The organism is Kribbella alba (assembly GCF_039529635.1).
GTDB classification, from domain to species: Bacteria; Actinomycetota; Actinomycetes; order Propionibacteriales; family Kribbellaceae; genus Kribbella; species Kribbella alba.
Genome location: NZ_BAAANE010000007.1, coordinates 88794 through 103084, shown reverse-complemented (window position 1 = coordinate 103084; position 14291 = coordinate 88794). Strand labels below are relative to the sequence as shown.

Annotated in this window: 9 protein-coding genes; 3 read left to right on the top strand and 6 right to left on the bottom strand. The window is 68.4% G+C overall.

Annotated elements, in window-relative coordinates:
- Nucleotides 1-25: 25 nt before the first annotated feature.
- The 4 genes from ABD210_RS18490 to ABD210_RS18475 form a co-directional block, all read right to left on the bottom strand.
- Nucleotides 26-706 carry a hypothetical protein gene (locus ABD210_RS18490; protein ID WP_344112886.1) on the bottom strand — a complete coding sequence of 227 codons (681 nt, stop codon included), beginning with the start codon at nucleotides 704-706 and terminating at the stop codon, nucleotides 26-28.
- On the bottom strand, nucleotides 703-3453 hold the full coding sequence (locus ABD210_RS18485) for an FtsK/SpoIIIE domain-containing protein (RefSeq protein ID WP_344112885.1): 2751 nt from the start codon (nucleotides 3451-3453) through the stop codon (nucleotides 703-705). Before ABD210_RS18485 ends, ABD210_RS18490 begins: the two co-directional genes overlap by 4 nt.
- Nucleotides 3454-3556: 103 nt before the next feature.
- Complete coding sequence (locus ABD210_RS18480) at nucleotides 3557-3955, bottom strand: VOC family protein (protein WP_344112884.1); 399 nt, start codon at nucleotides 3953-3955, stop codon at nucleotides 3557-3559.
- Nucleotides 3956-3962: 7 nt separating this feature from the next.
- Nucleotides 3963-4160 carry a hypothetical protein gene (locus ABD210_RS18475; RefSeq protein ID WP_344112882.1) on the bottom strand — a complete coding sequence of 66 codons (198 nt, stop codon included), beginning with the start codon at nucleotides 4158-4160 and terminating at the stop codon, nucleotides 3963-3965.
- 192 nt (nucleotides 4161-4352) lie between these two features.
- Here ABD210_RS18475 and ABD210_RS18470 point away from each other — a divergent pair, with 192 nt between their 5' ends.
- Both ABD210_RS18470 and ABD210_RS18465 read left to right on the top strand, forming a co-directional pair.
- Complete coding sequence (locus ABD210_RS18470) at nucleotides 4353-7448, top strand: PD-(D/E)XK nuclease family protein (protein WP_344112881.1); 3096 nt, start codon at nucleotides 4353-4355, stop codon at nucleotides 7446-7448.
- Nucleotides 7441-10938, top strand: a complete 3498-nt coding sequence (locus tag ABD210_RS18465; protein WP_344112880.1) for a UvrD-helicase domain-containing protein — start codon at nucleotides 7441-7443, stop codon at nucleotides 10936-10938. The genes ABD210_RS18470 and ABD210_RS18465 overlap by 8 nt, the downstream gene beginning before the upstream one ends.
- Nucleotides 10939-11017: 79 nt before the next feature.
- Here ABD210_RS18465 and ABD210_RS18460 read toward each other — a convergent pair whose 3' ends face one another.
- Nucleotides 11018-11641, bottom strand: a complete 624-nt coding sequence (locus ABD210_RS18460; RefSeq protein WP_344112879.1) for a LysE family transporter — start codon at nucleotides 11639-11641, stop codon at nucleotides 11018-11020.
- Nucleotides 11642-12076: 435 nt separating this feature from the next.
- Here ABD210_RS18460 and ABD210_RS18455 point away from each other — a divergent pair, with 435 nt between their 5' ends.
- Nucleotides 12077-12703, top strand: a complete 627-nt coding sequence (locus ABD210_RS18455; protein ID WP_344112877.1) for a DUF6308 family protein — start codon at nucleotides 12077-12079, stop codon at nucleotides 12701-12703.
- 13 nt (nucleotides 12704-12716) lie between these two features.
- Here ABD210_RS18455 and ABD210_RS18450 read toward each other — a convergent pair whose 3' ends face one another.
- The gene (locus ABD210_RS18450; RefSeq protein WP_344112876.1) at nucleotides 12717-14264 is read right to left on the bottom strand and encodes an LLM class flavin-dependent oxidoreductase; all 1548 of its coding nucleotides are present in this window, start codon (nucleotides 14262-14264) and stop codon (nucleotides 12717-12719) included.
- Nucleotides 14265-14291 lie beyond the last annotated feature (27 nt).

Below are 14291 nucleotides of genomic sequence, written 5' to 3'. Positions count from 1 at the left end.
CTTGAAGTGCTGTGGCGAACCCTGGCTAGGACTTGTTCTTCTTCGGCAGCACGATCGCCGTGCCGGAGACCACGACCGGGACGAGGATCGCGATCCACCAGGGCAGCCCGGCCGCCATCAGGATGATCACCAGGACCGCACCACCCCAGCCCCACCACCGTGCGCCGGGGAGCCGCGGCAGCCCGAGTACGCGGGATGCGGCGAGCATGGTGGCCGCCTCGATCGCGGCGGCCTCCAGCCCGGCCAGCAACGATCCGGAGATCACCCAGACCGCGACGAAGCCCACTGCTACCAGTGCGGCGCTGATCGTACGGCGCTTGCGGCGCTCCTGCTCGGCCCGGGCTTTCGCACGGACCTCCTCCAACCGGTCGACGGTCTCACCGAGCTGCTTGGTGAGCTTGGCCGCGGCCGCTTCGATGTCGGTGATTCCTCTGATCGCAGGCATCGAGGTAGCGGTCTGCTTGCCGTCCGGGGGAACTCCCGCCCTTTGCAGGCTGACGGCCGCCTTCTCTGCGAGCGCGTTGAGCCGGACCTCCAGCTTGCGGCCGCGCTCGGCCATCGCGTCTGCCTCGGCCATCGCCGTGGCTTCTGCCTTCGACCGGTTCGCGGTCAGCCGGTCCTGGGCCTGCTGGGCGTCCGCCCGGGCTCCGGCGACCTGCCGCAGGGCCCGGACGTACTCGGACCACTCCTGCTCCTCGGTCTTCATCGGCGTACCAGCTCCAGGTAGCGGTCGACCTCGTCGACATGCAGCGGCGCGAACGGTACGACGACCTGTGCCTCCGGATGCAGTCCGTCCCACAGCAACCCCCGGTGCGGCTCCGACGCCCAACGGACGAGCGGCCCGCACACGGCGCGGACACCGTCCTGCGGGTGACGCAAAAAGAGGTGCGTGGCCACATTGGCGCGGCCGTAGCCGAGCTGTTCGGTGCAGACGTGCAGGCGGTTCCACCAGCCGAAGGTGACCAGCCCCTGCGCTGGGCCGTCGCGGACGATCTCCTGCAGCGCGTTCGCGGGACTCTCGAAGAAGCCCTCCGCGTGCGTCTGCATCTTCGGCACCCCGTGGAAGCCGAACCCCAGCAGGTATGTCTCCCCGCCGACGCGTCCGTCCCGCACGGCATCGCGCAGGCCGAACATCCGCGGCGCGATTTCCTCGTGCTTGTCGATCGTCTCGACCTCACAGCCGAGCTGCCGCAGCGCGTGGACCAACGCATCCTTGCCCTCAGCAACCACCGGCGCGGAGCCGGTGCCGTCGATGAAGATGAATCTTGGCGGCACTACGGCGGCCGCCGCCGCGGAGACGGCCAACCCCGTCAACACACCGAGCGCATCCGCCGGACCATCACCGAGCACCAGTACGCCGGCGCCCGGCTCGGGGCGAACCTCCACGGCGACCGGCGCCTCCGTGACGGCGATCGGCAACCCCGTCCACGGCCGCCCAAGCTCAGGAGCCATTGCCGCGGCCGTGTCGGGCAACCTCGCCGGCTCTGCCAGGTGGAACACCCGCGGCGGCCTCGTAGTACCGGATCTCACCCATAGTTCGCGGCGAAGATCGTCCAGTACGCCCTTGTCCGCGAAGCTGACGAGCACGTGCTGATTGTCGTCAGGTGATCCGAAGTTCGCGTTCAGCACGGCCTCACCGCGGAACTGCAGCTCGGCCGCGGCCGTGTTGCCCGTGCGCAGGATCGCCTGCGAGTCGGCCGGCGTCGTCTTCAGCGCGATCCGGTAGGGCACCTGCCCGAAGATCGAGTCGCGCCGTGTCGACAGCCGCTTGACGCCCTCGATCGTCTGCGTCGCCAGCACGACGTGCACGCCATAGGCACGTCCCAGCCTGACCAACCGCTCGAGCAACCGCGCAGCCTCATCAGCAAGCTCGTCGTCGTCTTCCAGCAACACCTGGAACTCGTCCAGTACTGCGAGGATGCGCGGCGGGCGATCCGGCCCAGGGGGCAGCTCGGCGATGTCGGCGACGTTGCCGTGCGACTTGAAAATCTCGCTGCGCCGGGCGAGCTCGTCCGACAGATGCCGCAGCACCGCAAGCCCGAACGACCGGTCGCTGTGGATGCCCAGCACGCGAACGTGCGGCAGCCAGTGCTCACGCTCATTGGCAGGGCCGAGCGCCGAGAACTCGACGCCGTGCTTGAAGTCGAGCAGGTACATCTCCAGATCCGCCGGGTGATAGCGCGCGGCGAGCCCGTGGATCAGGACGAGCAGCAGATTGGACTTGCCCTGCCCGACAGCGCCCCCGACAAGGACATGCGGAAGCGCCGGGTTGCCGCTGCGCAGACGGACCAGCGCGGGGGTGCGGTCGTCGTACCCGATGACCGTGCTCAACTCGTCCTTGACCGGATGCCACCAGGTCGTGCGGTCCGGCAGGGTCCGGTTGAACTCGATGGTCGGCAGCACCGCGATTTCCGCCAGCTCGGCGACGACATCACAGATGCCTGCGGCAATATTCGCGTCGAACGGCGGATCGAGCCGGGCCGGCACGCTCTGCAGGGTGGACACCTCGACCTTGTCGCCCGTGATCGTGACCGGCGTGAGCAGCTCGAGCAACTGCCTCGCGTCGACCTCGTACTCCGACGTCGAGGCGGGGTCGTGATGAACCAGGAAGCAGATCCCCCGATCCGCCGCGGTCGCCGCCAGCCGGACCAGGTCGCGCTGCGCGAGGGTGTCGATGCCTGACGGGTAGTCGAAGAGGACGATCAACCTGTACGGGTCGGTCACCCGCCCCGTCTCTCGGATGAGCTCCTCGAATCGCTTGTGGCCCAGTTGCGCCTGCCTGCTGGCACGGAGCGAGGAGACGTCGACGAGCCCCGACAGCACCGTATGCAACTGCTCGGCGGTATGTGTTGCCCTCGGCACCAATTGCGGGTACTTCGTGGTCAGGTGCCCGAGCAGCCCCATCATCCCGGTCAGTCGCGGGTCGAACGCGTCGATGCGCAGCCGGAACGGCTCGGCCGCGGCAACCAGGCGCAGCGCCACGCTCTGCAGGAGCTGCCGCGCGGATGCATTGCGATCCGCCGTCACCTTCCAGCCGTTGGTGCGCAACAGCGGCGCGACGACCGGCGTACCGGCCTCCAACTCACCGACCCGCACGTACGACGGGGCGCCGGCGCCGACGAGATGCCTCGAGCGCCAGCGGGCGTCGTTCGGCGGGATCGAGGCCAGGCCAGGCGCCAATCGGTCGGCCAGCAGACGCGCGGCGGGCTCCGAAGTGGCGAGTGCCTCGGCGGTCGCGGCCTCAACCAGGCCACGGGATTCGCGCCGGGCGATGGCCGTCTGCTCCTGGAGTTGGCGGTGCAACTGGACCGCGCGCTGGTGCTCGCCCCGGGTGAGCTGACGTGCGTTCTCGAGCAACTGGCCGAGTGCGTACTGCAGACCGCGGATCCGCGCTTCCAGGATCTCCGGAGAAACCGGTCCGGGCATGCTTTCCCCGTCAGGCTTCGCCGTCACGAGCACCGTCCTTCCACACTTGCCCCGCGACCGTTCCGACCAACCATGTCACACCAGCAGCCCCACGTGTCACTCCAGCCACGACAAAGTCTCATCTGCCGGCCTAGTCCGAGGGCGACACGATCTCGAGTTCGTAGCCGTCCTCGTTGTGCAGGAACGCGGCGTAATGCCGCGGCCCACCGGCGTACGGATGGCGGTCGGCGAACATCAAGGTCCAGCCGTTCTTTCCTGCCTCGGCAACGATCGTGTCGACCTCGGCCCGGCTTGCCGCGTTCAGCGCAACGTGGTTCATGCCCGGCCGGAGGCGGTCGTGGTCGGGCGCCGACATCGCGGGGCTCTGCTCCACGACGAGGTACGAACCATCCGGACTGGTCCAGCTGAATCCGCCGGGCCAGCTGTCACCTTCCTTCCAGCCCAGCCGGCCGAGGGCCCAGCCCCAGCTGGTCATCGCCCGGAAGAGGTCCGGGACCCAGATCTCGAGGTGGTGCAACGCGGCGGCCATCGGAGCATTATCTGTGCTCGTCGAAGTGGTTCGACACCGCCACCGAAACCAGTCCGAACAGGACCAGCCAGACCAGTGCGGCGACGAGCCACCTCCACCAGTGATGGCCGCCCGCCGCCTCGGCGACCGCCTTTCCGAAGAGGCCGCCCGCAGGGGCGAACACCAGCACCATCAGAGCGCGGGCGATCATGGTCTGCTGGGTCATTCCTTCATTGTCCGAGCCGTTCGCCGCCACCGCAGCGACACTGGCGCGCCTCGTTCTGCCGATCTCCTGCCATCCTTCCGAGTTTTCTGGTCAGGGTGCGACGTTTTTTGTCCACGCGGTGCTCTAGCGTCTGGTCTGACAGTCAGTCGTCTGACGGCAGGGATCTTCGGCTTCGGCAAGGAGGGGGGAAGGGTGAGCGGCATCCGGATCGAGACCACGGCTTACGGCGCGGCAGCGCTGGAGCGGCTTCGCGAGGTCGTCGCGGGGCTGAAGGGCGACGACCCGATGAAGCCCGTCACGCTGCTGCTGCCGAACAATCTCGCCGGTGTCATCGCCCGCCGCTTCCTCGCCGTGTCCGGGATCGCCGGTCTGTACCTCGCGACCCTGCCGCGGCTGGCCGAGCAACTCGCCGGCGGCCTGCTCGCCCCGCGCCGGCCGGCCACGCGCCCGATCGTGGCCGCGACCTGGCGTACCGCGCTGTCGAAGGCGCCGGGGGTTTTCGAAGAGGTGGCGGATCACCCGTCCACGATCCAAGCGCTTGCCGCAGCTCATCGGGAGTTGCGCGATCTCAGCGAATCGGCGCTGGACAAGGTCGCAGCCGCGTCCGGGCTCGCTCCTGATCTGGTGCGGCTGCATCGTCAGATCACCGGCGGACTGATGCCCGACTGGTACGACGAGACGGACCTGCTGCGTGCCGCGTCGGCCCGAGCCGCGGAGAGCCCGGCGGTGGTGGCGGAGCTCGGCGCGTTGGTGCTCTATCTGCCGCAGGAGTTGACCCAGGCCGAAGCAGGGTTCGTGGAGGCGTTGGGATCGGCCGCGGCGGATCTGACCGTGATCGTCGGCCTGACCGATGTCCGGCGGGCCGACCGCGCGGTCCGGCGATCGCTCGAGCGGATCGGCATCGACCTGCCGACCTCCATCTCGAAGAACTACCCGGTCGCGACCGAGGTGCTCAACGCGTCGGATGCCGACGACGAGGTTCGTTGCGTGGTGCGGGATGTGGTTGCCGCGCTGGAGCACACGCCGGCTCATCGGATCGCCGTGCTCTACTCGGCCGCGACGCCGTATGCGAGGTTGCTGCACGAGCACCTCGCCGCCGCGCGGATCGAGGTCAACGGCCCGGGGACCCGGCCGGTCCACGAGCGGGCACTCGGCCGGACGTTGCTGGAAGTGCTCGCGCTGGTCGACCACGATCTCCCCCGGGCCGACGTGTTCCGCGCTCTGGCCAACGCGCCGACGCGAGACTTCACCGGCGAGCGGATCCCGGTGCCGCAGTGGGAGCGCCTGTCCCGGGTCGCCGGTGTGGTTCGCGGCGACGACTGGGACGTGCGACTCGCGGGCTATGTGGAGTCAGAGCGGCGTACGGCCGAGCAGGAGCAGGCCGCGGAGGATCCTCGTCCGGCCGCGGTCCGCCGTGCACAGCGCAACGCGGCTACCGCTCAGCAGTTGCACCAATTCGCGACGGAGCTCCGGCGCCGGTTGAACGCGGCTTCGCTCCTGGGGAGCTGGTCGGAGCTCGCGCAGTCGGTGCTCAGGCTGTTCCAGGATCTGCTCGGCGACTACTCATCGCTGCCCGTCGAGGAGCAGTATGCCGCGGTCGCGGTCGAGGGATCCCTCCGCGGGCTGTCCACTCTGGACGAGCTCGGCACACCGGCCAGCCTGACCGTACTGCGAGACGTCCTCGACCTGGAGTTGCAACAGTCCCTCCCCCGCGTCGGGACGTTCGGCACCGGAGTACTGGTTGCGCCGTTGTCGACGAGCATCGGGCTGTCGGTGGACGTCGTGTATGTGCTCGGTCTGTCAGAAGACCTCTATCCAGGCCGCGTCCACGAGGATGCGCTCCTCCCCCATCGCGTCCGCGAGGCCGCGGCGCCTGAGCTGGCGTCCTTCCGTGATCGGTTGGACGAGAAGCAGCGGCACCTGCTCGCAGCCTTCTCAGCGGGATCGTCGCGAGTGGTCGCGTCGTTCCCCCGTGGCGATCTGCGGCGATCCAGCCGGCGATTGCCGACGCGCTGGTTGCTCGGCACGTTGCGGTCACTGACAGGCGATCACGCCCTCGCCGCGACGGAATGGGACCAGGCGTCGTACGGCGACCGCATGCTCACGTCGGCGTCCTACGCCGGTTCGTTGACTACGGCAACTATGCCGGCGACGGAGCAGGACTGGCAGGTGCGAGCAGCCTCGGCCGGGTTGTCTCTCGCCGACGGGGTGGTCGATCGGGCCCGGGCCTTGCTGCGTGCGCGAGCCGGCGACGAGTTCACTCGCTTCGACGGGAATCTGTCGGGCGTGGCAGGGCTGCCGGATTATGCGGTGGACGATCGCGTCGCCTCGCCGACCTCGCTCGAGTCCTATGCGACCTGCCCGCACGCGTACTTCGTCGAGCGGCTGCTGCAGGTCGAACCACTCGAATCGCCCGAGGATCTACTCGTCATCTCGCCCCTGCAGATAGGGAACCTGATTCACAACAGCCTGGATGCGTTCGTCTCCCGCCTAGCGGGCTCGCTGCCGGGCTATGGCGAGCCCTGGGCAGACGAGCAGAGGTCGCTGTTGCTCGCGATCGGTGCGGAGCTTGCCGACCGCTTCGAGGCTGAGGGACTGACGGGGCATCCGCGGTTGTGGCAGCGCGAGCGGCTTCGTGTCCTGGGTGATCTGCTGGTCCTGCTGGCTGACGATGATCGCTGGCGCACCCTGCATGACGCTTCGGTGGTTGCGAGCGAGCTGCGGTTCGGCTTCGACGGTGAACCACCGGTGGAGATCCCCGTCCCGTCAGGTCGCGTCCTGCTGCGAGGAAGCGCGGACAAGGTGGATCTGGGCAAAGACGGCACGATCTACGTCACCGATGTGAAGACGGGCGGCTTCTCGCGCTACGAGGCGATCGAATCAGATCCGGTTGCTGCTGGGACGAAGCTGCAGCTGCCCGTCTATGCGTATGCCGCGCGGGCCCGCTTGGGTGAGCAGTCGACACCGGTTGAGGCGTCTTATTGGTTCGTTCGCAAGGGTGGGCGGCGGATCCCCGTGCCACTGACCGCTGAGGTGGCGGATCGCTACGTGGACACGCTGGACGTGATCGTTTCGTCGATCGCCGCCGGGTACTTCCCTGCGAAGGCGCCCGAGGTGCCGGACTTCTTGTGGGTGCAATGTCCCTACTGCAACCCCGACGGGATCGGGCACAGCGAGGTACGCAGCCGGTGGGAGCGCAAGCGGAACGATCCGACGTTGGAGAGGCTCGTGCGGCTGATCGATCCGGGTGCACTGCCTGCCTTCGAGGAGGTGGCCCTCGATGAGTGAGGAACTGCTGGACGCGGAGGCCCGCGAACAGATCCGGTCGGACACCTCGGAGACGCTCTTCGTCGAGGCCGGCGCCGGCTCGGGCAAGACGCACGCGCTGGTAGACCGGGTGACCACCTTGGTCCTGCGCGACGGCGTGCCGCTGAGCACGATCGCGGCGGTGACGTTCACGGAGAAGGCCGGGGCGGAGTTGCGGGACCGCCTGCGGGTGGAGTTCGAGAAGGCGCGGAAGGGGCCGGACAGGCGGCTCGCGGACGAAGCCCTGGACGACCTGGACTCCGCGTCGATCGGGACGCTGCACTCGTTCGCGCAGCAACTCCTGCTCGCGCATCCGATCGAGGCCGGGCTGCCGCCGCTGATCGAGGTACTGGACGAGGTCGGGTCGTCGGTCGCGTTCGAGGAGCGTTGGGCAGAGTTGCAGCAGCAGTTGCTCGACGATGACTCGATCGCGGAACCGCTGCTGCTGGCGATGGCGGTCGGGGTCGAACTGAAACACCTGCGCTCGCTGGCCCGGCTGTTCGGGAACGACTGGGACCTGATCGGCGATCGCGTCCTGGTCGACCCGCCGGAGCTGGTGGAGATGCCGGACCTGACGGGGCTGGTCGCCGCGGCGGCCAAGATCGGCGCGGTCGCTGCCGACTGCCTGGACTCCGACGACCGGCTGCTGCCGAAGGTGGACCAGATCCGTGAGTTCGGCACGATGCTCGGCGCCGCCACTGATCAGGAGACGCAGCTGGCGATCCTGCAGACCCTGCGCGTCCTGAAGGTCGGCCGGATCGGTCGCAAGGAGAACTGGCCGGACATCACCAAGGTCCGCGGCGACTGCACCGAGGTCGTCGAGGTGGCCGGCTCGCTGGTGGAGCTGTTGCTCGACGCTTGCCTGCGGCATCTTTCGCATTGGGTCGCGGTGCGGGTGCTGGAGTCTGCCGAGCTTCGGCGCGCGGAGGGGCGGCTGGAGTTCCACGACCTGCTGGTGCTCGCGCGTGACCTGCTGCGACGGGATCCGTCTGTGCGGTCGGCGCTGCAAGAGCGGTACCAGCGGCTGCTGCTGGACGAGTTCCAGGACACGGATCCGATCCAGATCGAACTCGCCGTCAGAATCGCGGGCGGCGCCGAAGCCGACGCGCCGGACTGGCGCGATGTGGAGGTGCCACCTGGCCGGCTCTTCGTCGTAGGCGATCCGAAACAGTCGATCTACCGTTTCCGCCGAGCCAACATCGCCACCTACCTGACCGCCCAGGAGCTCCTCGGCGAAACAGTCGCCCTCACCACGAACTTCCGCACGGTCGCCCCCGTCCTCGACTGGGTCAACTCCGTCTTCGCCAACCTGATCCAAGCCGAACCCGCTGCCCAACCCTCCTACCAATCACTGACCCCCCACCGCCCGACCTTCTCGCCGACCTTCTCGCCGACATCCGTGGCTGATGAGTCGTCCGCCGTCTCATCGCCCGGTGCACTGTCTGAAGCGCCGTCCATCGCATCACCTGTGCGCGGAGACCAGCTCTCCTTGCTGGGTGAGGACTCGACCGAGGCCGAGCCTGGGCTCGCGAGTGTGACGCCGATTCGGCGTGGTCTTTCGCTGGTGCCATCAGAGCCGGCTGAGTCGTCCATCGATGAGGGCGCCTTGCCGGGCGGCGACGGGGGCGGCGACTTGGCGCAGGGGGACGGGGGTGGCGGGCCGGCTGTGGTGGTGTTGGGGGCGGAGCCTCATGACGATCTGCCTCGGGCCCAGGCGAGCGTGCTGCGGGAGCGCGAGGCGGCGGATGTGGCTGCTGTTGTCGACCAGGCGCTTCGTGAGGGCTGGCAGGTGTACGACGAGAAGGCGTCCGAGTGGCGCGCAGCCGGAGCCGGCGACATCGCAGTGCTGGTGCCGGCGCGCACATCCCTGCCGTTCCTCGAAGAAGCCCTGGACCAGGCCGACATCCCGTATCGCGCGGAAGCCAGTTCGCTCGTCTACCAGACCGCCGAGGTCCGCGACCTGCTGGCCTGCGCCCGCGCTCTAGGCGATCCGAGTGACCAGCTTGCGTTGGTGACGGCCCTGCGCTCGCCCCTGTTCGGCTGCGGTGACGATGACCTCTTCGGCTGGAAACGGTCAGGCGGCTCGTTCACGCTCACCGCGCCCGTCCCCGACTCGCTGCTGACTCACCCCGTCGGCGAGGCGATGGAGTGGCTGCGCCGGACGTACTACGCGGCGCGCTGGATGACGCCGAGCGAAGTGCTCGCCAAGATCGTCGCTGATCGCCGGATGCTGGAAGTCGCCGCGACCGGCCCGCGCGCTCGTGATGCCTGGCGCCGGGTCCGGTTCGTCGTGGATCAGGCGCGGGCTTGGTCCGAGGTGGAGCACGGCGGGTTGCGTTCTTACCTGGCTTGGGCCGCCCATCAAGGCGAAGAGGCGTCGCGCGTCGCTGAGGCGGTGCTGCCCGAGACCGACACGGACGCCGTCCGCGTGATGACGATCCACGCCGCCAAGGGCCTGGAGTTCCCGATCGTCATCCTGTCCGGCATGACCGCGGCGCCGAATCGCCAGCGCGGCGTACAGGTGTTGTGGCCGGCTGATGGTGGTTACGCGGTCAAGCTGAAGGCGTCCGTGCAGACCGAGGACTTCGACCTTGTGCAACCCGTCGACGAGCAGATGGACGACTACGAACGTCGACGCCTGCTCTATGTCGCGGCCACGCGAGCGCGGGATCACCTGATCGTCTCGTTGCACCGATCTGGCAACCGCCGTCACTCGAGCAACGCCGAACTTCTTGCGCAGGCGGGTGGAGCCGAGGCTGCCAACGCGACACTCTTCACGAGCCCGGCCGCTGTTGTCCGTTCGGTAGACGCCCGGACGTCCGCCGAGATCGCGCCGCCGGTGAACCGCGCCGAGTGGGAGGCGCGAGTGAGCTCCGCGCGGCAGGCCAGCCGCAGAAGGTCTGCCCAGAGCGCCTCCGGGCTCGAGGGGACCGGTCCGGACGTCGCCCTTCAAGGTGCGGACCCAGGCATCGCCAAGGCGCCGCGCGACCTCGAGCTTCCGCCTTGGTCCAAGGGCCGCTACGGCACCGCCATCGGCCGAGCCGTGCACGGCGTGCTCCAAGTCGTAGACCTCGCGACCGGCGCGGGCCTCGATGCGGCCGTCTCCGCCCAGTGTGTGGCGGAGGGAGTCGTCGAGTACGCCGACGTCGTGACCGCGCTGGTTCGTTCAGCCTTGGCCTCGGAGGTGGTCCAGCGAGCCGCCGAGCGCGAGCACTGGCGCGAGTCCTACATCGGCACGCTGCAACCTGACGGCACGGTTCTCGAGGGTTTCGTCGACCTCATTTACCGCGAGGACGACGGCACCCTCATCATCGTCGACTACAAGACCGACGCCATCCCCGCAGCCGCCCTCGACGCCCGCGTCGCCTACTACGCCCCCCAGCTCCAGGCCTACTCCAACATCCTGCCCAACACCGGGCGCCCCGTCCTCCTGTTCCTGGCCCCCACCCGCGCCCACGCCCACACCCTTTGACGATCCAGACCTCTTAGCGGGCGGCGATCCGGGCACTCGCGGCCAACTGGTGACGGTGACATAAGCAGACTCCGAGTGGTTATGTCATCAGCGCCAAGGCAAGCAGAACGATGACGAGGCTCGAGGTCAGCGCGGTGAGAAGGCGGCCGAGGGCGCCGGTCAACGCGCGGCCAAGCAGCGCACCGCCGCCGGCCAGGGCCAGTTGCCAGCTTGCTGACGCCATGAACGCGGCGATGACGAAGACGGCCCGTTCGAGCCGGCCCGGATCAGCTGCGCTCTGTCCGCCCAGGACGAGGGCGGCGAAGTAGATGACGGTCATGGGGTTGAGCAGGGTCATGCCCAGTAGGCCGAGGTAGGCACGGAATGCGCTGATCGGCAGTTGAGTGTTCGCACCCGCCACCCGGCGCCCGTAGTACTGCCTGATCGCCCTGGTGGCACCTAGGACTGCGAGGCCGGTCAGCAACAGCACTGAGGTCCACCTGAGCGGAGCCATCAACGGCTCGAGCACCGGCGACAAGGCGGACCCGCCCGCCACAGCGACCACCGCGTAGACCCCGTCAGCGGTGGCGACTCCCAGGGCGGCGCACACGCCGATCTTCAAGGAAGTCCGAGCTGTCAACGCGACGAGATAGGCCCCCACGGCCCCGACCGGCATGGCGATCCCATAGCCGGCGAGGAGCCCCGCGACCAACGCCGCGGTCACGATCGAAGCTGGGTAGCCTCCCGACGACGGCCGCCCGGCTGCTCGACCCGTACCGGCCGGACGGCGGCACTGGGAAGCATCAGAACGAAGGCCATAGTCATACCCCCGATCCTCGGCGACCGCGATCGACCCCGGCAAACGAATTACCGGGCGCGGGGCTTGCGCCGGGTCTGCTCGAGTTGGTTGTCTCCAAGGCCGGACGGTGCTCGCTCTTGTCTGCGTTGTGTGATGGGGTGTGACACAGAGTTTATCGAGGTTCGAGGTTGAGTCGACGGAGTTGGTTACGGGCTGTGGATGAGTGGGCATGTCACCCTGCGCCGGGTGTCAGCCCGGCCGTCCCCTACGATGCACCGCATCCGGATGTAGCTCGGATTCGGAGTCGGATCGCCCAATCCGGCTGGCGGGTCTGCCACGAAGAGTGTGAGGGTGTGGCTCATGAACATCGGCAGTAGGAAGATCGTCGTGGACGAGGCCATCGCGCAGCTGCGGCTGTACGCCGAGACGAACGGCGCGGTGCTGAAGTACTACGACGGTCTTCCCGGGTTGACGCATGTCGGCGGATCCGAGCCGGACCGGGTCACGCTGGAGGATCTGGCCCGGACGATGCTGATCGGTTCTGACCTGAAGGCGCTCGACATCCCCTGGCTGCTCGAGGTGGACGCCGAGAAGGAGTTCGCCGCGATCCCGGTCGACGCACGGCTGGAGGACGCCGCGCCGGGCAGCGCGCTGTTCGAGGCGGCGACCGCGCTCGACGAGAAGTTCTCCGGGCACCGCGGGTTCGGCCAGGCGAAGAAGTCGAAGCTGCTGCACCTGAAGCGGCCGTACCTCTTCCCGGTCAGTGACAGCTTCATCCGGATGACCTACAGCAGCGCCGCTGCCGGGGCGGATTTTCTCGCCGCCGTGCACCACGACCTGGTCAACCCGGCGAACGTGCGGGACTTCAAGCTGCTCCAGGTCCGCCTGATCGCCGAGCCGGCCACGTCGGCCGCTCGAGTCCTCTCCGAGGCTCCTACCCTCCGCCTCCTCGACATCCTGGCCTCCCTGCTCGGCGAAGCGAAGTAGCCGGCGCGCCGGACTACATGACGCCGAAGCGGGCGAGGGGCTCGACCAGTTCGCGTTCCTCGTAGGACAGGTGCGAGAGCAGGGTGTCGTCGAGGAGGTCGACGGCGGCTCGCAGGTCAGCGATGTCGCCGGAGCCGTCCACCAGGGTGACCAGAGCCTTGTCGACCCCTTCCAGGACGTCGTGGATGACCAAGTGCTCCTCTTGTAGCCGGTCTACCACCGGGACCAGCGCGGGATCCGCCCGACGCAGTTGCGGGAAGAGCGAGGCGTCCTCGATGGAGTGGTGTGTCGTCACCAGCCGGCAATACGACTCGCAGTACACGCCCAGCGTCCAGTTGTTCTGCCGCATGGTCATGGTGTTGATGTGAGACCGCGCCTGCCCGACACCGATCGAGCCTGCCGCCACCTGCTCAACCAGGTCGCGGACCTGCTCGAGCTCAGCCCGCAGATGGTCGTGTACGTCGATCAGGTGCTGCCCCGACGCCAGCTGGTGCGGCGAATAAGTCCGACCGGGTTCCAGGGCGGGGCCTGTCGGCCGCTGCGACTCGTCCCACGGCTGCACCTCACTACGCCGTACTGCGGGAGCGGGCGTCGGCACCACGCTGAAACCGTTGGAAACAGCTGGCGCAACGCCGGAACCGACAGCAGCAGGAGCGGCGGGCTGCTCGACAACAAGACCTGAGCGAGCGGAGGCCACAGCCTCACGGACCCCGGCAGCGACATCGGCAAACCGCCGGATGTCGTCAGGGTCGTCCGAGCCGAGGATGTACGTGCTCATCCCCTCAGCAAGTGTCAGCTCCGTCAACTGCTCGATCCACTGCTCCTCCGGTCCCTGCAGGAATCCGCCGCCACCGCCGAAGCGTCCCGACAGGTTGTAGAGCCGCCGCACTGCGGCCGGATCGCGCCCAGCCTCGCGGGCAGCTTCGTCGATGATCTTGTTCATTGCAGCGAGTTGGTCTGGACCGACGTAAGCACTCGAAGGCAGCCAGCCATCGGCTAGGCGGCCGGTCACAGCGAGCATGCGCGGCTTGTAAGCACCCAGCCAGATCTCCACGTCATGCGCGGGCGCAGGACCCCGCTTAGCCCCGGCCACCGCGTAGTGCTTGCCCGCTAGCCGAATACCGCCACCCTCTGGCTGCCACACCTCGCGGATGATCGCCAGCGCCTCCTCCAGCGCGTCGACGCTCTCGGCCGGCGTCAGGTGCGGCCCTGCATTGGCAGCGACGGCCTCCAGGAACCCGCCGGCGCCGAGGCCGAGCTCAACCCGTCCACCGCTGATCAGGTCCAGTGTCGCGACGCTGCGCGCCAGTACGACGGGATGCCGCAGCGGCAGATTCGCCACATTGGTCGACACCTTCACCGACTGTGTATGCGCGGCGATCACCGACAGCAGCGTCCAGGCGTCCAGCAACCGCGGCTGGTACGGGTGGTCCTGCACGCTGACCAGGTCGAGTCCGGCCTGCTCGGTCAGCTGCGCCAGCGCGATCACCCGCTCGGGGTTCTGCACCGCCGGGGTCAGGAACGTGCCGAAGAGCAGCTCGTGCCCGTAGTCCGCCATCATTGCTCCAGATTGTTCGTGCCACGTAAT

Bases quoted from the DNA above. Each gene is read 5' to 3' on its own strand.
- ABD210_RS18475 (WP_344112882.1), bottom strand. From the start codon at position 4,160: ATGACCCAGCAGACCATGATCGCCCGCGCTCTGATGGTGCTGGTGTTC.
- ABD210_RS18465 (WP_344112880.1), top strand. From the start codon at position 7,441: ATGAGTGAGGAACTGCTGGACGCGGAGGCCCGCGAACAGATCCGGTCG.
- ABD210_RS18480 (WP_344112884.1), bottom strand. From the start codon at position 3,955: ATGGCCGCCGCGTTGCACCACCTCGAGATCTGGGTCCCGGACCTCTTC.
- ABD210_RS18455 (WP_344112877.1), top strand. From the start codon at position 12,077: ATGAACATCGGCAGTAGGAAGATCGTCGTGGACGAGGCCATCGCGCAG.
- ABD210_RS18490 (WP_344112886.1), bottom strand. From the start codon at position 706: ATGAAGACCGAGGAGCAGGAGTGGTCCGAGTACGTCCGGGCCCTGCGG.
- ABD210_RS18450 (WP_344112876.1), bottom strand. From the start codon at position 14,264: ATGATGGCGGACTACGGGCACGAGCTGCTCTTCGGCACGTTCCTGACC.